At 69.3% G+C, this 21,500-nt stretch carries 19 protein-coding genes, 1 tRNA gene and 1 pseudogene; 17 read left to right on the top strand and 4 right to left on the bottom strand.

Going from position 1 to position 21,500, the window contains the following annotated elements; genetic code table 11:
- Positions 1-277 precede the first annotated feature (277 nt).
- A pseudogene (locus AB0C20_RS11335) lies at positions 278-694 on the bottom strand (tetratricopeptide repeat protein); the annotation flags it as partial.
- A gap of 232 nt (positions 695-926) precedes the next feature.
- Here AB0C20_RS11335 and AB0C20_RS11330 point away from each other — a divergent pair.
- The 3 genes from AB0C20_RS11330 to AB0C20_RS11320 all read left to right on the top strand — a co-directional run bounded on the left by AB0C20_RS11330 (position 927) and on the right by AB0C20_RS11320 (position 2,631).
- Positions 927-1,010 (top strand) — tRNA-Leu (locus AB0C20_RS11330).
- A gap of 282 nt (positions 1,011-1,292) precedes the next feature.
- Positions 1,293-1,619 (top strand): AbrB/MazE/SpoVT family DNA-binding domain-containing protein, encoded by a 327-nt coding sequence (locus AB0C20_RS11325; RefSeq protein ID WP_357248402.1) that lies wholly within the window; start codon positions 1,293-1,295, stop codon positions 1,617-1,619.
- Positions 1,612-2,631: a tyrosine-type recombinase/integrase gene (locus AB0C20_RS11320; protein WP_357567862.1), complete on the top strand. Its 1,020-nt coding sequence runs from the start codon at positions 1,612-1,614 to the stop codon at positions 2,629-2,631. The genes AB0C20_RS11325 and AB0C20_RS11320 overlap by 8 nt, the downstream gene beginning before the upstream one ends.
- A gap of 1,189 nt (positions 2,632-3,820) precedes the next feature.
- On the opposite strand, the gene AB0C20_RS11315 is transcribed toward AB0C20_RS11320, so the two are convergent.
- The 3 genes from AB0C20_RS11315 to AB0C20_RS11305 all read right to left on the bottom strand — a co-directional run bounded on the left by AB0C20_RS11315 (position 3,821) and on the right by AB0C20_RS11305 (position 7,077).
- Positions 3,821-4,375 (bottom strand): hypothetical protein, encoded by a 555-nt coding sequence (locus tag AB0C20_RS11315; protein WP_357567861.1) that lies wholly within the window; start codon positions 4,373-4,375, stop codon positions 3,821-3,823.
- Positions 4,376-4,404: 29 nt separating this feature from the next.
- On the bottom strand, positions 4,405-6,261 hold the full coding sequence (locus AB0C20_RS11310; RefSeq protein ID WP_357567860.1) for a DEAD/DEAH box helicase: 1,857 nt from the start codon (positions 6,259-6,261) through the stop codon (positions 4,405-4,407).
- Positions 6,262-6,648: 387 nt separating this feature from the next.
- Positions 6,649-7,077 (bottom strand): hypothetical protein, encoded by a 429-nt coding sequence (locus AB0C20_RS11305; protein ID WP_357567859.1) that lies wholly within the window; start codon positions 7,075-7,077, stop codon positions 6,649-6,651.
- A gap of 491 nt (positions 7,078-7,568) precedes the next feature.
- Between AB0C20_RS11305 and AB0C20_RS11300 the strand changes: the two genes are divergently transcribed.
- From AB0C20_RS11300 to AB0C20_RS11235, 14 genes are all read left to right on the top strand, one after another.
- Positions 7,569-8,498 (top strand): hypothetical protein, encoded by a 930-nt coding sequence (locus AB0C20_RS11300; protein ID WP_357567858.1) that lies wholly within the window; start codon positions 7,569-7,571, stop codon positions 8,496-8,498.
- A gap of 2 nt (positions 8,499-8,500) precedes the next feature.
- Positions 8,501-8,869: a hypothetical protein gene (locus tag AB0C20_RS11295; protein WP_357567857.1), complete on the top strand. Its 369-nt coding sequence runs from the start codon at positions 8,501-8,503 to the stop codon at positions 8,867-8,869.
- Positions 8,870-8,965: 96 nt separating this feature from the next.
- Positions 8,966-9,601 carry a hypothetical protein gene (locus AB0C20_RS11290; protein ID WP_357567856.1) on the top strand — a complete coding sequence of 212 codons (636 nt, stop codon included), beginning with the start codon at positions 8,966-8,968 and terminating at the stop codon, positions 9,599-9,601.
- A 349-nt stretch (positions 9,602-9,950) separates the two neighbouring features.
- Positions 9,951-11,651: a hypothetical protein gene (locus tag AB0C20_RS11285; RefSeq protein WP_357567855.1), complete on the top strand. Its 1,701-nt coding sequence runs from the start codon at positions 9,951-9,953 to the stop codon at positions 11,649-11,651.
- Positions 11,652-11,664: 13 nt separating this feature from the next.
- The gene (locus AB0C20_RS11280) at positions 11,665-13,161 is read left to right on the top strand and encodes an SCO6880 family protein (RefSeq protein ID WP_357567854.1); all 1,497 of its coding nucleotides are present in this window, start codon (positions 11,665-11,667) and stop codon (positions 13,159-13,161) included.
- A complete protein-coding gene (locus tag AB0C20_RS11275; RefSeq protein WP_357567853.1) occupies positions 13,158-14,732 on the top strand; it encodes a hypothetical protein in 1,575 nt (524 codons plus the stop codon). Before AB0C20_RS11280 ends, AB0C20_RS11275 begins: the two co-directional genes overlap by 4 nt.
- Positions 14,732-16,585, top strand: coding sequence for a TraM recognition domain-containing protein (locus AB0C20_RS11270; protein ID WP_357567852.1), 1,854 nt, complete (start codon positions 14,732-14,734; stop codon positions 16,583-16,585). The genes AB0C20_RS11275 and AB0C20_RS11270 overlap by 1 nt, the downstream gene beginning before the upstream one ends.
- Complete coding sequence (locus AB0C20_RS11265; protein ID WP_357567851.1) at positions 16,585-17,184, top strand: hypothetical protein; 600 nt, start codon at positions 16,585-16,587, stop codon at positions 17,182-17,184. The genes AB0C20_RS11270 and AB0C20_RS11265 overlap by 1 nt, the downstream gene beginning before the upstream one ends.
- Complete coding sequence (locus AB0C20_RS11260) at positions 17,181-17,441, top strand: hypothetical protein (RefSeq protein ID WP_357567850.1); 261 nt, start codon at positions 17,181-17,183, stop codon at positions 17,439-17,441. The genes AB0C20_RS11265 and AB0C20_RS11260 overlap by 4 nt, the downstream gene beginning before the upstream one ends.
- Positions 17,438-17,662: a hypothetical protein gene (locus AB0C20_RS11255; RefSeq protein WP_357307430.1), complete on the top strand. Its 225-nt coding sequence runs from the start codon at positions 17,438-17,440 to the stop codon at positions 17,660-17,662. Before AB0C20_RS11260 ends, AB0C20_RS11255 begins: the two co-directional genes overlap by 4 nt.
- Entirely contained in the window at positions 17,659-18,162 is a 504-nt protein-coding gene (locus AB0C20_RS11250) for a hypothetical protein (protein ID WP_357567849.1), read from the top strand. The genes AB0C20_RS11255 and AB0C20_RS11250 overlap by 4 nt, the downstream gene beginning before the upstream one ends.
- Positions 18,159-19,241, top strand: coding sequence for a M23 family metallopeptidase (locus AB0C20_RS11245; protein WP_357567848.1), 1,083 nt, complete (start codon positions 18,159-18,161; stop codon positions 19,239-19,241). The genes AB0C20_RS11250 and AB0C20_RS11245 overlap by 4 nt, the downstream gene beginning before the upstream one ends.
- A gap of 194 nt (positions 19,242-19,435) precedes the next feature.
- On the top strand, positions 19,436-19,969 hold the full coding sequence (locus AB0C20_RS11240; protein WP_357248362.1) for a MarR family transcriptional regulator: 534 nt from the start codon (positions 19,436-19,438) through the stop codon (positions 19,967-19,969).
- Positions 19,966-21,366 carry an amino acid permease gene (locus AB0C20_RS11235; RefSeq protein ID WP_357567847.1) on the top strand — a complete coding sequence of 467 codons (1,401 nt, stop codon included), beginning with the start codon at positions 19,966-19,968 and terminating at the stop codon, positions 21,364-21,366. Before AB0C20_RS11240 ends, AB0C20_RS11235 begins: the two co-directional genes overlap by 4 nt.
- Positions 21,367-21,500: the final 134 nt, after the last annotated feature.

Genomic DNA, 21,500 nt, shown 5'->3' with positions numbered 1-21,500 from the left:
GGACCGGTGCCGGCGTGACGTCGCGGGGTGGCGTGGGTGTGGCTGGCGCGCGTACCGCTGGAGGAGTTTGTGGGGACGCGGCCGGCGGTTGCGGCGCCCAGGGCGAGACGGCGGGCGGCGGGCCACCGGCGGAGGGCCGCATCGCCGCGAGGGTCGCCAGCGACAGGGTCGGGCCGGCAAGCGCCGACCGGGTGCCCGGCTCGGTCACCGGGTCGACCGGGGCCGGACCGGGCGTCGGCGTGGGGTGCTGCTCGCCCGGCGTCGACGGAGGTGGGCCGAGGTAGTCGCGGGCTGCGCGTACCGCCGGGTGGTTCTCCCCCAGTGCGGCGGGCCCGGCGGTGGCGACGCGGGTGTAGTTGCGGCGGGCCTCGTGCCGGTTGCCGAGTTCCTCCGCCACCTCGGCGAGTTCGAAGGCGAGCGCGAGCATCAGCGGGTCGGAGTGCTCCCAGCGCCGCTCGCCCGCCGCGAAGGCCTCCTCCAACACCCGGCGGGCGGCGAGCGGGTCGTCCCCCTCCCGGTGCAGCCGTGCCAGCAGGTGCGCGGTGTGCAGCACCTCGGGATGGTCGTCACCGTACGGCGGGGGAGCGGATTCGACGGCCTCCGCGAGCAGTTGCCGGGCGGCGCTGAGGTCGCCCGCGGCGCGCAGGGCGAGGGCTCGGTGCTGGGCGGCTGCCAGGGGGGAGGGATGGGACACGTGGCAATGCTGCCGTCAGAGGGCCGCCGGACGCTACCCGGACACGCTCCGACAGCGTGTCGGCGCGGGTGTTTTGAGGCGGCTTGAGCAGTGGCGGAAGCGACGGGGGAGAGGCGCCGGAAGGCGATGTGCATGATCCACGAGCGGCGTGTACAGTAACTCCCCGTGCGGCCCGCTGTGCTGGCTACCGGATGGAAGATCATCTGGTCGGCGAGGTAGGCTGAACGAGTAGGTCCGGGTGGCGGAATGGCAGACGCGCTAGCTTGAGGTGCTAGTACCCGTATAGGGTGTGGGGGTTCAAGTCCCCCCTCGGACACGAGTACGTCTCATATGTGCGACGTAGACGTAGCGGTGGTCAAGGATGCTTGACCACCGCCGAAACCCATCCGACACTGCGTCTGGCGCTACTCTCAGTGACCAGCGCCGGGCGAGCTCCGCGATGACGCGCGGTGGCTCGTCAGTGATTCCCGCCGTTGCTCTGCCCGGTCTGGCACCTGGCCTGCGCGTCGCTACTGGATCCCCCGCGACGGCCATGAGGCGTCCTCCGCTACCACTTCCGAGACTTGCCGCCACCCGAAGCAGCGCAGCTGTCTATGGTGTGGCGACGCTCGACTCGCGTGGTCGGATCGCCGACCGGTGCGCGATGAAGGAACTCCAGTGGACCCCCGGATTGCGACTGAGCATCCGGGAGCGTCGAGGCCTGATCGTCGTATCTGCTGACAAGCAAGGCGTCTTCAAGGTAACGAAGGAAGGCCACGTCCGACTGCCGGCAGTGGTCCGTCAATGGTGCGGCCTCGCCGCCGGTGACCGCGTACTTATCGTGGCTGAATCAGCCAGCAACCGCCTGGTGGTTCATCCGCCGGCAAAGCTTGACGAGATGATCGGGCAGGCTCACGATGCGGTCTTCGGGGGCGAGCATGAGTGACGCATCGGCGAGCCAAGCTGAGGTGGCAGCGGCTCGGCTCCTTCTTGCTCGGATGGGCATCTCGCCTGCCGACCTTCTGGAAGCCGCCGTGGCTCGGCCTTCGTCGCCGACCTTCGCCGAATACGTTCCCGTGGTGGCGGCTGCGGTCTCGGAAGGTACGAAACGTGCCTATGGCTCCTACTGGAACCGTGTGGTGGAACACTGGGGACAACGCAGGCTCGACGAGCCCACGCCGTCGGAGATTGAGAAGTTGGCGGAGTACGTCAAGACGCACGTTGTGGCTCGGCGGAACGCCCGCGGGGGCCGAAGTGCGGCGGAACATCTGATTGCCGCCTTGCGATGTCTCTACAAGAGGGCGATAGCTGATGGTTTCATCGCAGAGTCTGACAACCCTGCTCTAAAGGTGGCGAAGCCGCGGCGTCTGCCAAGCACGCGCCGGGCGGTGGCGGACACGCGGCTGGCCGAGATAAACGAGGTCGCAGCCAGCACGGGTAACGATCCGGCCCTTGACACCTTGCTCTTGCGGCTGCATACCGAAACGGCGTGTCGGCGCGGTGGAGCTCTGGCGCTCCGTCCGGTTGACCTTGACCCTGATCAATGCTTGATTCTGCTTCGAGAGAAGGGGGACTCGGTACGGTGGCAACCAGTTTCCCCCACGCTGATGAGATACGTGCAGCGGCATGCTGAGGAGCGGGGTGCGACGGAGACAGGGCAGCTGCTGCGCTATCAGAACGGTGAGCCCATCACGTACCGGCGATACGACCATCTGTGGGTACGCATCGGCGAGCACCTGCCGTGGGTCTACGCGCAACAGATCAGCATCCACTGGTTACGTCACACTACTTTGACATGGGTGGAAAGGAACTTTGGCTACGCCATCGCGAGAGCCTACGCCGGCCATTCAGAGGGTGGCGGCGACGCTGGCACTACGGCCACCTACGTGAAAGCAACGTTGCAGGAAATCGCCGCTGCCCTCTCGGCGCTTACCAATGAACGGCACCCTCTAGCCTAGTCGTCTGGTGGGGTCCGGTCTTGCGGGACCGGACCCCACCGCGGGATCTTTCGGCGGTATGAAAGTGCAACAAGGGACTTACCGTTAACTGGGCGGCCTGTCATTAGCTTCTGCCTTGGTCGAGTTCTGAACGACCGGTTCATCTGGTCAATGAAGCGGCGCGGACTTGCCGCAATCGGGATAAGAGCAGTAACCATTGGTTCCTGGGGTGTAGGAGTGACTTGGACGGGTGCTCGATGCGCGGCGCGCGGTGGGGCGATGTTTGTTGGTTGGATCCAGTCCGGCAGCCGTACTAGATCTGTCCGGCTGCCGGACTAGCGGTGGTTCTGTGGCCGTACCAACCCCTGCCCCCGTGGGAACTCGAAGGCGATAGGCGGTCCGTGCTTTTCTGCGGCGAGCGTCTTCCACTTTCGGCCTGAACCGGATGACCCAACCCAATTTCTCAAGTCGATTCAGCCAGACTCCGATCGTGGAGCGGGCCAAACCTGTCGCACGTTCCAGGTCTGTCAAGCTCGGCGAGAATTGCGGAGGGATCACCGCAGTTGCGGTATCGGTCCAGGTCAAAAGCGTCAGGATAAGGTGGCGCCCAGAAGGGCTAAGGCAACAGTCGGCGTTTCGAACTGCACGCTCTACCGCCCATCGATCTACCATGCAATACGCCCCTTCCGGCCGTGGCGTTCACTGGTGGCTCTTGACGCCGTATGGCGTCCGAGCCTCGTGACGCTAGCGATGAACCTGGGCTCTGACCAGCCATGCACCTGCTCGTCATGCGCCTTCAAGGCGTCGGCGGCGACGGTGACCTGCGGCTTTGGCGTAAGTGGAGATGCGCCTACCATTGGTTGCTTCGGTTCGTGATTCGAGCAGGTTGACAATTACAGACGGGTAGTACGGCAGCCGCCGTTTGAGATCATTCTGGTGGGGCCGGGCAGACGAGGTGCGACCACCGTTCGGATCTGGCGGTGGCCTCGGGAAGACGATCTCAGACGTGTTGCGGAGGTGGACGGCCAACTCGGCGAGGCAGCGAGTCGCCCATGTTCACCGGCGGGACGCGTTCGGTGTGCGCTGCCTGGTGCTCGAAATTAGGGTGACCAGCAGGCAAACTGTGACCAGCGAGCGCCCACCCCTTGACGAGTCGGGACGCCTGCGGCGGCGGGCCCTGGCGCCGCCGGGCTCGGCGCGGCGAATGCAGCTACTCGCGGTTTAGTTCGGCGATGACTTGCGCCAGGAGGTCGGCTGGGAGTTGCCGGCGCAGCGTCGCCGCCATCGTTTCGGGGGTTCGGACTTCGACGGTGAAGCGGCGGGCGGCAAACCCGGCCTTCACCATCGCGGCGTGGCTGGACAGTGTCCCGGCCAGCACCTCGGCGTGTAGGTCGGGTGCGTCCTTGCGGAGCCGACGCAGGGCGTTTTCCTTGCTGGTGCCTCGTGGTCGGGGTACCTCGTCTGCATTATTGACGAGGTCATTGCGCCGGCCGGGCTGTGAGGCCGCCTGAAGGGTCCGATCGAGCATGTCGAGCGCCTCGACGTCCGCGAATATCACCCGACGGATGAGGTCGATGGTCGTACCGAGACCAGCCAGCGGAGGGGTGACAACAAAGTCCACGAACCGGTCGTGCAGCACGTGGTCGCCGCGCTGGGTTACGAACTCCCGCCACGACTCTTCGGTGAGCACCCGCTTCACCAGTGCCGGTACGGTGCCGATGGCGTGCTCACCTTGACGCAGCGCCGACCCCAGCGCCTCAACCACGTGGGCGTTGCGTCGCAGGCTGTCGACCACTACATGCCCAGCCAGCGGGCGAGCTCGTTGCGTATCTGCTCCAACTGCTCGACGCTGGCCTTGTTACGGGACGGGAATCCGCGGCGCAGCAGCTCCGCGTTTATTTCCCGCTTTTCCTTGCCCGTGCGGTATGACACCTTACCCACGATAGTGTCGATCTCCCCACGCAGGACACGCTCACGTCGGTGCCGAGGCTCCTCGATGCGGGGATTGCCGGCTGCGGCGGTGACACCCGCCGATGTCGCCTCCTGCATGCGGTCCAGCAGCGGCAAAAGGTTCATCGCGAACTGGGTAGGGATGCCGAGCTTGCGGCATTCGGCCTGCGCGGCCTCAACCTTCACCGCGCCGGCTTCTTGCCCCCCGAGGATGGCACGGTCGAACCTGGCCTCCGACGCGGACAGCGGCTCTCGGAAGTCCAGCGTGCCCTGGTTGGCGCTCTCGCCGGCTTCCGCGCGAGCGCGCTCCTCCTGCACGCGATCGGCTTCGAGCTGGTGCCGCAGCTCCTGCTCGATCTCCCGGGCGTGGTTCATGAGCGTGGGCACAGCGGGGATGAACAGACGGGCGTTGAATTCCTCGTCTGGGCGCACACGCACGAAGCGGCCTACAACCTGGCGGAAGAACAGGGGGGTGCGGGTCTTCGTGGCGTACACGCCGACCGCTAGGCGGGGGATGTCGACGCCTTCGGATACCATCTTCACCGCGATGATCCATGGGTCGCGGCTGTCCCGGAACCGGTCGATGGCGGCTTTCGCCTCGGGATCGTCCGAGACGACCACCACGGGGTCCCTGCCGGTGATGCTCTTGAGCAGGGCCGCGTACGCGCGGGCGTGATACTGCCGCTCGGCGACGATCAGACCCGCGGCGTCGGGGATCTCCCGCCGCACCTCGTCTAGTGCTTCGCTTGCCTTGCGCAGTAGGACGGGCATCCACTCCCGCTCGGGGTGGTACACCACGTCGAGGGCGGCGGAAACATCCTCTTCCCCGAGGTTCGCGCCCAGTTCCGCCGTCTCCACGACGCCGCAATCTATCCACCGCGCCTCCCCGTCGTAGGCGTGGAACTCGATGCGCCGGCACACCCCGTCGGCGACGGCCTCCCCGTACTCGTAGCCGTAGTCGACCTGCACAGTGCCGTTGTTGTCGTAGTTGACGAACGGGATCGGGGACGTCGGATCCGCGCGCCACGGGGTGCCTGTCAACGCGAGCCGGTAGATTGCGTGCTCAACGGCGGTCTTGAGCCCGTCACCCCACGACCTGTTGTCACCGGCGTGGTGGATCTCGTCCAGGATCGCGAAGGTAGCGTTTCGCGTGGCGTGGCGGAGCATGTCGGCGCCCTTGCCGCGGGCGACCTGCGCGTATGTGGCCACGCAGCCCTGGTAGCCGGGCTTGGCGTAGTCGGCGAAGTCACCGACCGGCATCAGGGAAATACCGGCCTGCCCGGCGGCGTCGGCCCACTGTTGCCGCAGCGCGTCGGTCGGCACGACCACCGCGATCCGCTGCACCGCGCCCTCAGTGAGGAGCCGCTTGGCGAGCGTCAACGCGAACCGTGTCTTGCCGGCGCCGGGGGTGGCGGCCACCAGGAAGTCCCGTGGGTTGACGGCGTAAAACTTATTCATCGCCGACTCTTGCCACAGGCGCAGGTTCGACACAAAGGCTCCCTTTCGCAGGTTGCAGGTGGGGCAGAGTGCCTGCCCGTTGATGACGTCGGTAGAGCCGCCGCGCGAGTGCGGCTCCTGGTGGTCGGCGTGGAAGCCGCCGGCCAGGTCGGTGCCGCAGTCGATGCACTTGCCGTCGGCCGCCAGGTAGAGGGCGGCGCGTTCGGTCGGGTTGAACCTGCGCCTCGGATCCACAGTCCCCATCCAGCCTCACCATGTCGTTACGCAATGCACTTTAGAGCATGCGTAGCGTCAAGCCGACACGGTGATCGGCCCGATGCGACAGCGCGGCCGGCCGTGTGCGGCACCCAGCTCGGCCTGCGCCAGTCCGCGCTGCGTCGGCCACCGCTCGGCTGTCGGCGACCCGACACAGCTCGCGACCAGCCCCGTCCCTGGCTGCCGATGACCGGGGCCCAATGCTTTGTCTAGGATGGGTTTGTCCGAGCATCCTCGCGGTCGATAGCAGCGCCAAGCTCCTCGCCGAGTTGGAGCTGAACGCCGGTGACCATTCGACGATTCGCTTCGTCCAAGACGATCTGAGCCAGGTCGCGGCGAACCTTCCTGCCGGCACGGCGTCCTGGGCAGCGAGATTCAGTGTGTGTGTCGCCGGGCTTGTTCGGCGGCGAGTTGGGCGGCCTCTCGCGCGGCTTGCTCCATCCTCAAGGTGCTTTGGATGATGGCGTCGATGCCTTCCTTTGCCCCGTCGGATAGTTGTTCGATGGAGCGCGTCATCACTTGTACTTTCGCGCTGACCGGGGCCGGGTCAAGGAAGTAGCCCGCGCCGACGCCGAAGAACTCGGCCAGGGCCGTCAGCGTGGAGGCTGTGGGGTTGTCGTGCGCTCCGATCCGGAGCTTGCGGAGGGTCTCCTCTGAGGTGCGGAGCCCTTTGGCTTTGAGCGCGTCGGCCACCTCGGCGTCGGTATAGACGTGGTTCGGGCGGTGCTTCACGTACAGCTCCTGCAGCCGCTCGCTGATCAGCGTGGGGCTCGGGCCACTGGGTGGCTTCTCGTTCTGTCGCATCGTGGCGCCCCCCGACTCCAACTAAAGTTGGTCCGAACCCAAGTTTGTGTGGAACCCTGTCGTGATCTGTGCTTGACTCTCAGTGCCCGATCCACACAAAGTTGGACTCACGCCAACTTTGGTTGGTTGAGGGTAGCGCATCGGCCGGCCTCCATGGAGGGGGTTGCGAGGCCCGTGATGCGTTCGTGAGGACGTAACGCCTTGTGGCGATGCGGTCTCTGATTTGGCCTGATCGTGTGGTCGACGTCCAGGTCGTGACAGTAACGGGGGACCGGCTCGCGGCGGCGTCCTGCCGTCGCTGGCCAGTGCTGTGCGGCAAGCCCTCGGGGGAGGCGGACGTGTCAGATTTATCGACTGACCGATCAGGCCACCTCGCCGGCTCCGGGACCTCTTCGGAGGTGCCGGAGGCCGGCGAGTGGGGGGCGCTGGCGGAGCGGGCATCACCCGCTCCGCCAGGCGGACCCGGCCGATCTGTCGCGCCAGCTGCGGCTGTGGAGAGCGACCTGTGGTGGGCGCGGGCAGCGGAGCGGGCCCCGCGGGAGATTCCCCGCGAGTTCGGCGGCGGCAGTCAGGTGGAGTCGCTGTGGCTGCGTGCGGCGTCGCTGCGGGCGGGGTGTCCCTTGGTGGCCCTGTCGTCTGCGGACGGCGGTGTCGGTCGATCGACGCTCACGGCGGCGCTCGGTGGTGTGCTGGCGCTTGCCAGCCCTGCTCCGATCGTGGCGATGGACGCGACCGGGCGTGCGTGGGGTGGGCTGGGCCATCGTGTGGCCCGGGGCAACTCCGCATCGACGTGGGATGCCGCGGCCGCGGAGGAGCGGTTGGCTGACCCTCTGGTCGCTGAGGGGTTGATGCAGCAAGGGCCGACTGGCCTGCGCGTTCTGGTCGGTGAGAGCAAGATGACGGCGCAGCGGCGCCCAACTACCTGGCCGGAGACGTTCGGTGTGATCGGCCATTTGCGGTCGGTTTACGCCATGGCGTTGCTGGATCTCCCTGCGGCGGACAACACGCCGACGTGGCGGGCGCTGGGGTGGTCGACGGTACCGGTGTTGGTGACCCGCGCGACCGTAGATGCGTTACAACACACCATGCGGTTGCTGGCGCACCTTCGCGCTGCGGGACTCGATCAGGTCGCGGAGTCGGCGGTGGTGGTGGTCATGACGACCACACACTCCACCGCTCGGGAAGTTCGCGCCGTCGAGCACCTGGCGCGAAAAGCGGCGACGCATCTCGTCCGGGTGCCCTTCGATCCAGTGCTCGCACGCCCTGACCCGCTCGATCCGCGGTCGCTGAGCAAGGCCACGCGGACCGCATTGACCGAGGTCGCCTCAATCGTCGTCGAACACTGCCCCGCTGATCCTGGCCCATCACGCGAGGGGGGTCTGTCGCCCGAGGACGGTGACTTCACACGGGGGAGGAACTAGTTGTGATCGTGCATTGGGTAGCTGCCGTGATGACGGTGCGGATGCCTTCGGTGGTGGCCGCGTTGGCACCGGACCCGAGGCCGACGCCGTCGCCATCTGGGGGCTTCGACTTCGGTCGGATCAGCCCTGACCCGGCGGCAGTGCCGCGTTCGGATCTGTTCTACAAGTTGGCAAACGCCGCGCTGTTCCTCGGCGTGATTTCCGCCGTGGCCGGTCTCGCGGCCGGCGCGATCGCGTTCGGCATCGGACCGATCTTCGGCGCGCACATCATCAGTGATCGAGGCAAATCGATGATGTGGAAGGCCGGGCTCGTGGCGATCGTCGTGGGTTCGGCGACATCGATCATCGGCTTCCTGTTGAGCGAGATTTAGGGGGTGCCCCGCGTGCGGGGAGCAACTTACAAGGCAACCGACGGCGGACGCGTATCAGCCGCAGTCTCTCTGCTTCTCTGCGTGATGGTTGCAGGGGTGGCGGTCTTCGTTGCGGGCCGCGCGAGCGCACCCGAGCGGGGTGCGCCCGGGCAGAGTGCGCCTGAGCGCTACGGCGACCGTCTCGTCCGGGGAGTGCCGGTTGGCTTCGCTGGCACGCCTCGCGGCGCCGGTGACGCGGCGGCGGCGTACGTGGTGGCGGTGCCCGCCGCAGCGGGCCGACCGAACGTCGAGCGGCAGGCGTTGATCGACACGATTGCGGTCGACGGTTCGGGCCCGGCGGTGGCCGAGATGATGGGCGCCGGCTCACCGTCGGCCGACGGTGAGGGAATCTCCCAGACCGTGGCCGCCCGGGTGTGGGTGCCCGACGCGGACGTCGACGCACGGGTGCAGCAGGGCGCCGAGGTCACGGCGCGGTTGCTGCTCTGCGCCCTCAGTGGGTCAGCGACCGATGGCGTGGTCGCCGGCCCGGAGACGGGCTTGGCGGGTGGCTGGTACGTGCAGTCGGTGACGGTGCGGTGGACGCTCGACCGTTGGCGTGTGGTGGCCGCGCAGCGGCCGTTGCCGGTACCTCCGCCTGATCAGCGCGGCACCCGACGCGACGGCGGTCCGCGCGACACTCAACCGCTGCTCGACGTGCTCAGCCGTCGCTCGTGGGTGCCGGGGACGGTCTGATCTCATGTCCTGGGGCAACGCTTGCCGGCGGGGGATCGGCGTGGCGATCAGCGTGCTGGCCTTGGTTGGCGCTCTAGTGCCAGCGCAATCTGCTGCGGCAGCACCCGCCCCGACGCCTGCTCCGTCCGCCCCCGCCAAGCCGTGCCGTGCGCCGTCGTCTAGCGGGCAGTTGTCAGGGCCGCACGAGCAGGCGAGACCGCAGGTGAACTGGTGCCTTCCGTGGGCGGAATGGGAGTCCGGCGACGGGTGGATCACCGACTGCGGTAAGGCCGTCGGCGCTGTAGAGCAGGAACGCTGCGACGCCGTATCGCTCACCCTGCAGTCACCGCCGCCGGCGGACACGGCGTCGGTGCTCGACGATCAGTCTCCGAAAGACGGCGCTTCCCCCGTGAGGTGCGAGCGGTTCGCCGACAGCGCCGCCGAGGACGCGGGCAACGCCGAACGGTGGACCGCCAAGAAAAATCGATGCGAAGCGTTGCGTACGTCGCTGCTGCCGTTCTCGTCGGTCAAGCCCGAGGGCTGCAAGTTCAGTGTGAGCTGCAGAGTCGACGAGAAGGCCAAGGATATCGCTCGGTCCGGGTTCGAAGGCTTGGCCGACATTGCCGTGGCGGGTTTCGCCTGGGCGTTGAGCAAGCTGGCTGAGGTGGTGTTCGAGCAGTCCTCCGCCGTGCCGGACGAGCCGTTCTACGACGTCTACAACGACATCTCCGGCGTACTGATCTTGATGGTGCTGCTCATCTTCCTCATCTCCACGGCGATCAACGGATTGCGCATGAACGGCCCCGGGCCCCTGGCCACCCTCGGCGGGTTGGTGCGCGCGATGTTCGGGATCGCCTTCGCCGGCGGCATCGCCTACATCCTGATGGCCGCGTGGGACGAGGCGACCGTGGCGCTGATCGCCCGCAATCAGGAACGCGACTGGCAGCCGAGCATGTGGGTGGACGCGCTCAACGCGCTCACCGCGGACACCGGCACGATCCTGCTGGCCTTCGTCGTCGCGGTGATCAGCGTGATCGGGCTTGTATTGGTGTTCGTGATGCTGTTGTTCCGCTCCCTGCTGGCCGCCGGGGCAGCGTTGTTCGGGGCGATGGCGATGACCGGTCAGGTGATGGCCGAGACGCGCTCGTGGGGCCGCAAGTGGTTCTGGACCTGCAACGCCCTGGCCAGCTCGAAGTTCTTCATCGCCGCCCTGTGGATCTACGGCACACGCAGCACCTACGAGAGCGACAACGTCCTCAACGTGCTGCGCGGCATGTTCATGATCATCCTGATGGTGCTCGCGCCGTGGATTCTGCTGCGGCTGACGAGCATGTGGGACGGCTACCTGGCCGACGTCGACGCCCGAGGCTTCCTGACCTCCGCTGCCGGCGCGGTCGGCATGGACGCCGCCGCCCGCCGCCTGGCCGATCCGCTCAGCGGTGGAGGCGACAGCGGCGGCGGCCCAGACGCCGCATCTCTGATGCAGGGCAACGCCGACGCGATCCCGACAAACCCCACCAGCGGTGCTGGCCCGCTCGGCACGCGGCCCAGCGCCGTTCCCGAGGCGGTGGAAGCGCTGCAAGGAAGCGGCGACGGCGACCAGGTCGGAAAGCCGAGCGGTGAACCGGGAACTGAAAACGACGGCGGAGAGAACGGTCAAGAAGCTGAGGGGATCGAGCGCGACTCCCGCACCGCTCAACACGATGTGGCGGAGGGACAGCTCACCGCGCCCGGAGACGCCAGCGGACAGCCCGCGCTGCCGGTCACACCGAACGCCATCGGAGAGAAGGCCACCGGCGCGGCAGCCGGCAGCTCGCAGGGCGAGGACGCCCCGCAGGCCACGAGCGGCGGGGGCGCCACCACCCCGACCGGTGCACCTTCTGCCGCCAACTCGCCGTCACCCGCGGCTCCGACGCCAGAGGCGTCCGGGCACAGCCCAGCCGCCGGCTCAGCCGGGCCGTCCAGCTCAGGCCAGCCGTCGCAGGGCGGTGCCGCCTCCGGCGCCGGGGCAGGTCGCGCAGGGGGCGCCGCTGCGGGTGGCGCCGCCGAAGTACCCATCGTCCCGGTCTAGGTGAGGAGTCCAGGTGACCCAGTTCCAGTTTCCGCCGCGGTCCACGCGTGGCTCAATCATGGGCTTCTCGGCAGGGCAGATCGGCACGGCTGTCGCCGGCGTGATCTGCCTAGTCGTCGCCGCGAACCTGCTCGCGACCGGCCGACAGGGTGCTGCCGGTGGCATGCTGCTCGCGGCGCTGCTCCTGCTCACGGTGGGCCTGCTGCGGCTACGCGGGCGGCGTGTCACCGAGTGGGCGCCCATCGTCGCCGGGGCCCTCGCTCAGCGCGCCGCCCGTCAGGACCGCTACCGCGGTGGTGCCTTCGCCGCCACCCCGGGCAGCACGCATCTGCATCTGCCCGGTCCCGCCGCCGGCTACCGCTGGCTGCCGGCGGTGGCCGCCGACGGATTGACCGAGGTGGGGCTACTGCACCACCGCCGCGAGGGCACCGTCACTGCGGCCCTGCTCTGCGCGGGCAGCAACCTGGTCCTGGCCGACACGTCGGTGCAACAGCAGCGTCTAGCCGCGTGGGCGGACGTGCTGAACCTGCTCGGCACCGAGTACGCCGACAGTGGTCTGGCCAGGTGGGCGCTGACGGCCCGCGCAGTTCCGGACTCCGGTAACCGGGCGCAGCGCTACCTGGTGCAAAAAGCGGTCGACACCGACACTCGCGCGTACCGATCGCTGGCGGAACTGACCGCCGCGGCGGCGCCGTCGACGCAGCGCCACGAGGTGTACCTCAGCGTGGTGTTCGACACCAAGAAGCTATCGGCGGAGATCACCGACGCGGGCGGCACCGACGCGGCCATCGCCACCGTCGTCCTCGACAAGCTCGGCGGAGTGCAGGCCGCGGTCGCGGAGGCCGGCGTCGACACCGTCAGCTGGTTGACGCCCAGGGAGTACGCGGCAGTGCTGCGCACCCAGTTCGACCCCGAGGACCAGCCGCACGTGGACATGCGCACCCCGACCACGCCTGGGGTGGCACCGCACATGGCCGGGCCGATTGCCGCGGAGAATATCGGCTGGTCGTCCTACCGCCACGACTCCGGGTTCTCGCAGAGCCTGTGGGTCTACGAGATGCCGCGTCAACCGGTCGCGATGACGTGGATGACCGCCCTGTTCACCCGCACCGTCGGTCGACGCGCGGTCACGGTCATCGCCGAGCCGGTACCCGCGCAGCTCGCCCAGTTGGCGACCCGCCGGGACAAGGTCGCCCGCGCCGGCGACGAGATCACCAAACGCAAGATGCGTCTGGTGCGCACCGCCCGCGAGGACGAGGAGGCCCGCTCGGTGGAGCAGGTCGACCGGGAGCAGGCGGCCGGGCACGTGCGCTACCGCTACGCGATCGTCGTCACTGTCACCGCCGAGAGCGAAGAGCAACTCCGCCATGACGTGCGGGCGATCAAACGGGTGCTGGGCCGCACCGGCTGCCAGGCGGTGGTGCTCTACGGCGAGCAGGATCAGGGCTTCATAGCCGGAGCGCTTCCCCTGGCCCGCGGGCTCAAGCCGATGCGGGGATGGTTCGCGTGAGCCGCGCACGGGTGCAACGAGAAGGATCGCTCGCGCACCGCATCGCACAGTCCGCGGACCGGCGGGACCTCGCGGCGGCGCAGGCCGAACTGGAACGCGAACAGCGCGCTCTGCGCCGGACATCGGAGCGGCTGCTGGGCGCACCGCCGGTTGACGGGCGCGGTGCCCTGGGCCGGGCCGCCGGGCGGGCGTTCTGGCGGCTGCGGCTACCGCCGCTGGTTACCACCAGCGCGCAGCTGTGCAGCGTGTACCCGTTCGTCGCCGACCCCGGCCTCGGGGTGGACGGACCGCTGATCGGTCAGGAGGTGTACTCCCGGACGGGGTTCGTGTTCTCGATGCGGGAGTTGTACCGGGCAGGGCTGCTCAGCGCACCGAACATGGTGGTCACCGGCGAGATCGGCTCGGCGAAGTCGTCGCTGCTCAAGAGCATCGCGTTCCGGGGAATCCCGTTCGGCACCCGATTCTTCGTCGTCGACGTCAAGGGCGAGTACGACGCCCTCGCCGAAGCTGCCGGGATCCGGCCGGTGCGCGTCGGCCCCGGCGCGGGTGTCGTGATGAACCCCCTGGCGGGCATCCGCCGCCAGCCGGGGCAGGCCGAGCCGGAGTGGCTGCAGATCCAGCGGGCCCGCCGGCTGCTGCTGCTCGAAGGGCTCCTCGAGATTCAACTCGGCGGTGCACTCAGCGAGGCAGAGCGCTCGCTGATCGAATATTCCCTCGACGCCGTGACCCACAGCGACGACGGCACCAGCGCCGAACGGCTGGCCACTCCGACCCTGTCGCTGGTCCTCGCGGCGATGGGTGACCCGCAGGCGTGGGCGCACCGCCTCGCCGGGGTGAACTACGACGTCGACCAGTTCGCCGTCGATAGCCGTCGGGTCCGCCTCGCGCTGGAGCGGCTGATCACCGGCGTGCTCGGCGGAATCTTCGACGCACCGACTGCTGCGACGCTGACGGTGGACTTCGAACAGCCGGGGGCGATCCTCGACCTGCGGGCGGTGCGGACCTCCGATCAGATGACGGCGATGGCGATGACCTGCGCCCAGTCGTGGCTGGAGGCGGAACTCACCCGCCCCGACGCCCCACCGAGGGTGTGCCTGTACGACGAGTTCGCGCTGATCACCCGTCACCTCGGCCTGATACGGCGGATGCGCGAGCAGATGAAGCTGGCCAGGGCGCTGGGCACGGAGAACATCCTGGCGTTCCACCGATTTTCGGACTTGGCAGCCAGCGGCAGCGCCGACTCCGAGCAGGTCCGTATCGCCCGGGGCCTCATCGAGGACACCGGTGTGCGGGTCTCCTACCGACAGGCGCCGGGCTCGTTGGACGCCGCCCGCGAATTCTTGGGCACCACCGATGTGGAGACCGATCTGCTGCTGCACCTGCGCCGTGGTGTCGGGTTGTGGAAGGTCGGACTGCGCTCCTACGTCGTCAAGCACCAGCTCTCCAGCGTCGAGCAGGCCATGGTCGACACCGACAGCCGGATGCGCGACAACCCCGAGAACGAACCGCGGGAGCTGACCGACTCCGAGTACGAGGCGCGGGAGTCCGCCGCGGTGGGGCAGGTGCGCTGATGGCCGGCTCGCTGATGTCCCCCGGAAGCCGGCTGCCGCGCCGCGGCATGCCCCGCGCCGACATCCTGGCCCGGCTGGTTCTGCTGGGCATTGCCGTGTTCTGCACGCTGCTGGGCACCTTCACTCTGTGGCTGGCCGGGCAGGTCGGTGGCGTGCTCACCCACGCCGCGTGGCCGGACACCTCGCCGACGGACGCGCCCGGCATTGCCGGGCGGATGATCCTCAACGGCGGCGACCCGGCGGCGGCATGGCCCACCGCGGCCCAGGCGGACCTGCCCCCGACCGCGCTGCTGTACGTGCTGTGGTTCGGCCTGTTCATTGGAGCCTTCGCTGGCCTCGGCATGCCGGCGATCCGGCTCGTACAGCGACGGGTGCAGCGGCGAGGGTTCGCCAGCCGAAAGGACCTCGACCGGGTAGTAACCGCGTCGGCGGTGCTTCGACGCGTCGACATCCTTCGGCCTGGCCTGACCATTCGAGCGACCGACCGCCCCGAGAGCGCGTACGCGAAGGCCCAGCGACGTCAGGACCCGTTGGAGGTGGCGCGGTTCTTGGGGCACCACGCGCTGACCGGGGAGCCGCTGTACCTCGCCAACGAGTACACCGAGCTCCTCGCCGGAGCGGCTCGGTTCGCCAACAAGACGTCGCGCTACATCGTGCCCCGGGTCGCGGACGCCCGAGGGGCAGTGATCTCCACCTCCACCCGCCTCGACGTCGCCGCGGTCACCTACTACCTGCGCGCCGAGGTTGGGCCGACGTGGATCTTCGAACCACAGGGGCAGGTACCTGGACTGCCCCGGCTGCGGTGGTCGCCGATCGAGGGGGCGCACGATCCCGACATCGCGGCGCTGCGCGCGAAGGGCTTCGCCGCCGGTGCCGGCCTCAAGGGTGACGTTGAAAACGGCCAATACTTTCAGGATCAGGCGGCATCGATCATCCGCGGTCTGCTGCACGCCGCCGCTCTTGATGAAAAGGCCACCCTGACCGACGTGGCCAGTTGGGCGGCCAACCCCAGCGACCCGCGGGCCGAGCGGATCCTGCGCCATCACCAGCAGACCGCGTGGGCCGACCGGTTGGCCTTTCACCGCGAGTCCACTGGCCGTGGCCGCGAGAGTATCCAGTCGGTCGTCTTCGGAGCGCTGGATCCGTTCAGCAACGCCCGGATCTTGCGCGCCTGCTCCCCGCCGCGCGGCGAGCAGTTCCAGCCGGAGCAGTGGCTGGATGAGTCCGGCACCCTTTATCTGGTCGGCACCCGCAGCGGGCAGTCGCTGGTCGCGCCGCTGTTCAGCGCGATTGCCGAGGACATCATTTACCGCACCCTGCAACGCTCCTTCGTCGCACCGGGCGGGCGGGTAGAGCCCTGCCTGTACCTGATCGGCGACGAAATCACGAACATCGCGCCGTTGCCGTCGCTGCCCGCACTGGCCTCTGAGGGCGGTGGCGCCGGTATCGCCTTGTCGATTTCTTGCCAGAACACCCACCAATTGGAGGAGCGGTGGGGCCGCGACGGTGGGCAAGCCCTGCGCGACGGTGCGAACGCCCGCTTCGTGATGGGCGGCACGCAGGACGTGGCGGCCCTCAAGGACGCGCAGTCGCTGCTCGGCCAAGTGCAGGAGCTGTCCTCAGCGGCCAGTTGGGGCGGGGGACGCGCCAGCGTGCAGGAGAACGCTCGACGGGAGAACCTGCTCGATCTCGCCGAGTTGCGGACCCTGCCGACCGGCCACGCCCTGGTGTTGCTCGGCAACATGCCTCCGGTCGAGGTCGTGCAACCGGCGTGGTGGGAGCGCCCCGACGCCGATCGGTTCAAGGCCGCGCAGGCCGCGTTCACCGCCCGACTCGAAGGGCGGCGCCGCTGATGACCGACCGCAGGTTCCTGTTCGATGTCCCGGCCGAGGCGTCGGGAGAGCAGCGGGCGATCGCTGAGCTTGCCGAGCTCATCGACTCGCTGCGTGTCAGCGTGGAACGCCTCGCCGAGGCGCACGTCGCGCTCGCTGAGCGCGTCGAGGCGATCGACGGTGACGCGGCATGGGCGCCGGCGGGCCACTGCTGGCGGAACGTGGACGCCGATGCCGCGCGGCAACTGTGGGCGTGGCTGATCGCCTGGACGCGGTGGCTCGTCGACCGCTACGGCCTCGCCCAGGACCTCGGCGCGTGCTGGCCAGCACACCCGGCCCTGGTCGAGGAGCTGACCGCGCTGAGCGTGTCCTGGCACCACGCGTACTCCGGCAAAGCCGACCCGGACGCGCCGCTGCGCTGGCATGAGGCGCTGCACCGGGCCCGGCACCGGTGGCAGGCGTGGGACAGCACCCGCTGTCGGCACGGGCACCACACACCCCGCAGCGCCGACGCCGTCTGGTCCGCGCCGTGGCCCGACGCCGCCGAACAGGCCGTCACCGGCGACATCGAAGCTCGGAAGCGTGCGGTGCCGGCGCGCTCAGAAGGAGGGACGACATGACTCAGCCGGCAGAGGTCACCAACGTCTGGGACTGGCAACGCTTCGAGGCCGCCTTGTTCGGTCTGCGCGAGGGCGTCGACTCGCTCCAGGACTACATCGCCGAGATACACGACACGCGCCACGACCGGCGCGACGACCAACAGGAGGACAGGCAGCAATGGACAGAGTTGGACGAGACGACGCGGCGCGAGACGGAGCTGGACTGGTCCAGCGACGGGCACCTCGACGGGGACTACACCCGCGACGTCGGCGAATGAGTGTCACCGTGCGCACCGCCAGCGCTCCGCTGGCCCGCATCGGCGTCGGCCTGGAGCAGCTGCGCCACGACATCGACGCTCTGGTCGAGGTCGTGGCTGGCCATCCACAAGCCCGCCCGCAGCTCGTGGAGATCCACCACCAGGTGCGCCTGCTGGGACAGCAACTCAACGCCGCGCTTCGGTCACCAGACGAGCAGGTCCCGCCCGAGGAGCAGCAGTGACACCACGTTTCGTCAGGGCGACCATCGCGGGAGCAGCCACCCTGCTGCTCAGCGCGTGTGCCGGGAGCGGTCCCGCTCCGAGCAGTAGCGCACCGACCACCGGCCCCCATTCCGAAGGTGCGGTGCCGGCCGAGACACTGGCTGCGGATCCCGACGGCGTCCTGCGGGCCACGCCAGGCACGGCCGATCCGGCGGCGGTGACAGCCGCGCTGAGGTTCGTGCGGGCCTGGGCCCGCCCTGACCTGCCCGCCGAAAGCTGGCTGGCAGGGGTATCTCCCTACGCCGTTCCCGCCTACGCCGATCTGCTCGCCACGGTGGAGCCGGCCAACGTGCCCGCCACCCGGGTTACTGGCGCGGGCCGGGCGGCGGCGGCCACGGCGCAGCGGGTCGACGTCGATGTCAGCACCGACGCCGGGGTGTTGCGGGTGGTCTGTGTGCGCAGCGACGCCGGGTGGCTGGTGGCCACGCTCGGTGCCCGTGAGGAGGCTGCGGCGCGGTGAACCGCGGATGGATCGGGCTCGGCGCAGCGATCGTGGCCGCGTTGCTGCTGTGTGGGCTGCCCGTGGCGGTGGTGCTCAACACCCCTGCGCCGGCGTCGGCGTGTGCCGCCACCGGCCCCTTGCGCTCAGCCACCGGGGCCGTCGAGGCGGTGGGACGGTGGAACGCCGAACAGGTCGGCAACGCCGCGCAGATCGTTGCCGTGGGGCGGGCGAATGGTGTGCCGGCCCGCGGGTGGGTCATCGCCGTGGCTACGGCCATGGTCGAGTCGAGCCTGCACAACCTGAACGGGGGTGACCGCGACTCCCTCGGGTTGTTCCAACAGCGCCCCAGCCAGGGGTGGGGCACAGCTGCGCAGATCATCGACCCGGTCTACGCCGCCACGAAGTTCTACACGAAGCTGCAGCGCATCGGCCGGTGGGAAAGCCTGCCGCTGACCGTCGCCGCGCAACGCGTTCAGGTCTCCGCGTTCCCCGACCGCTACGGCACGTACGAGCACGCCGCCGAACAGGTCGTCGCCGCCGTCGTCGGTGTCGCGACCATCGCCGACGTGCCCGGGGCCAGCCTCGCCGAGTGTTCGTCAGATCCGGTGACGGTGGCGGCGTCGGGGTGGACGGCGCCGCTGGGTGCTGCGGTGGGTAGCCGCTACGGGCCGCGTGACGGCAAATTCCACGCCGGAGTCGACCTGGGCGCAGCACGTAACACGGTCATCCACGCGGCCAGCGCCGGGCGAGTGGTGTGGGCGGGCTGCGACTCGAGCACCGGCAACTGTGACGTCGACGGCAGCCCCACCACCAAGGGGTGTGGCTGGTACGTCGACCTGGTGCACGCCGATGGGTATGGCACCCGCTACTGCCACATGGTCCGCCGGCCCGACGTCAGCGAGGGCGACACCGTGCAGGCCGGCCAGCCGCTTGGCCTGGTCGGCACCAGCGGCCACTCGTCCGGCCCGCACCTGCACTTCCAAACCCACCAGAGCGTGTGTTCGGGATCGCGGTGCGACCTGGACACCTCCAACTCCACCAACCCGGTCGAGTTCATGCGCCAACGCGGCGCCCCGCTCGGCGAGGAGAGGGGGTGAGGCGCTGGTAGGAGCCGGCAGGTAGGTCATCAGCAACAGCACGGGGGAGAAGACATGTACGACGAGGATGAAGGCATCGAGCGTCCGCGCCGCCCAGCGCCGCAACCGCCGCCGCCGCAGGACCGCGGCGGGCAAGTCGGCCAGCGCCGCAACCGCAAGCCCAACCGGCGCCCGGCGCGGCGCAGGTGGATGCAATGAGCGCCGCCACGGACCGCCGGCCACGTCGAGTCGCGGGCATCTACCGGCCGCCGGTCAACGCCGCTCGGATGCCGCCACCGCGGCCGGGGCCGCTGGCGCAGCTGGTGCGCACCGCCAACACCGTACGCGCTCAGGTGGAACGCGGCGTCCTGCGCGACGAGGGACTGACCTGGACCACCTACGACGTGCTCGTGTTGGTGTGTGCGCGCCGCGCGGTCGAAACCCGCACGGCCGCCGCCGAGGTTGGCATCGCCAAGGCCACCCTGACCAACGCCCTCGTGTCGCTCGTCGACCGGGGCTTGGTACGTCGGGACCTTCAGGAGGATGACCGGCGGCGGGTGGTCCTTCGCCCGACCCAGGCCGGCATGGACCTGGCCCGCCGTGTCCAGGGCCCCGTCGAAGCCGAACAAGCACGCCTGTTCGGTGAGCCTGGCATGCCGTCGGGAGACAGCCTGGCCCGGGTTCTGCGGTCTCTGGCCACCCGCTCTCGTCAGGACGGCGCCACCGACGAGCCGGACGCGACCCGGTGAACGGGCGCATCGGTGTAGCCCGCGGCACCGCCCTGTACGTCGGGGCGGTGCTCGGGCCCGGCGTTCTCGTCCTACCCGCGCTGGCCATGCACGCCGCCGGGCCGGCGTCGCTGCTGGCCTGGGCCGCCATGCTGGCGGTGTCGGTGCCGATCGCGGCGGCGTTCGCCGCCCTCGGCATGCGATATCCCGACGCGGGCGGGGTGGCGACGTTCGCCCGGCGGGCGTTCGGACCAGCAGCGGGCACCGTCGTCGGTTGGTGGTTCTACGCGGCAGTGCCGCTCGGCATGGTCGCCGGGGCACTGGCCGGCGGCCGGTACGCCGCCACGGCCCTGGGCTGGGGACCTACTGCGGCTGGGTGGGTCGCCGCTGGTGTCCTGGGGTTGGCATACGTGATGAACCTATTCGGGTTGCACGTGTCCGGCCGTGTGCACCTCGCGCTCACCGGCGGGCTTTTCGCGCTACTCGCGACGGTCGTCGCCGTGGCGCTGCCACATGTCGCAGCCAGCCGGTTCGAACCATTCGCCCCGCAGGGCCTCGCCGGAATCGGCAGCGCCGCCGCAGTGCTGTTCGTCGCCGTATGCGGCTGGGAAGCTGCAGCCAACCTGGCGGGAGAGTTCACGCGCCCCCGCCAGCAGTTGCCGGTCGTCGCCGCCGCGAGCCTGAGCATCATCGCCCTGCTCTACGCCGGTCTCGCGATCTGCACCGTCGGTGTCCTCGGCGCTGCTGGTGGAGATACCGAGGTGCCCCTGATCCTGTTGCTCGATCCCGCCGCCGGGCCGGGCGCGATGGCGGTCACCGCGCTGTGCGCGCTGCTGTTGACCTTCGGCGCGATTTTCACCTTCATTGCCGCCGCGGCGCGCGCCGGTGCGGCGCTCGGCCGCGACGGCGCACTACCCGAGTGGTTTGCCGCCAATGGTGTCGCCGGGGTGCCCAGGCGCAGCCTCGCCGTGCAAGCGAGCGCCGCGGCGGCGGTCGGAGCCGCAGCGCTGGGGGCACCAGCGCTGGTTGACGTCGACCTGCTGATGCGCGCGTTCTCGGTGCTCGTGGCATCGGTCACCCTGCTGGGAATCGCCGCCGCCGTAAAGCTGCTCTCATCTGCGGTGATTCGCACAGGCGCAGCCGCCGCAGCGGTCGTCGTCGGCGCGGTCGCAGCGTTCGGTGGGCGTCTGGTGATCCTCCCGGTAATCGTTGCCACTGCTGCATGGGCCTGGCACCGGCGCCACCCTCGACCACCCGCACCACCGGTCCCTGCCACACCGACAACGCCCGCCGTCCGGGAGACGCCCGCGCGGATCCAGGCGCTAGCCGGAAACTCCCGGCAGCTACACGATCGCCTCGCCTCAGGCGCACCCAACGCTGCGCCTATCCGAAGCCGCCCGCGCGTCCGGCGGTCTTGACCGGCGGCGGTCGCCGGCACTTCCCGGGCCCCGCGCTGGGCCCGCACGGCATCGTCCTGCCGGGCGCGAGCATCGGCGCGGCTCCCGCGCCCAGTGTCACCTGGTCCATGCTCATCACACGATCATGGAACAGG

This window comes from Micromonospora sp. NPDC048843 (assembly GCF_040649965.1).
GTDB lineage: Bacteria > Actinomycetota > Actinomycetes > Mycobacteriales > Micromonosporaceae > Micromonospora > Micromonospora hortensis.
The sequence above is the reverse complement of the archived record's forward strand: the minus strand, read 5'-3'. Positions and strand labels throughout refer to the sequence as shown.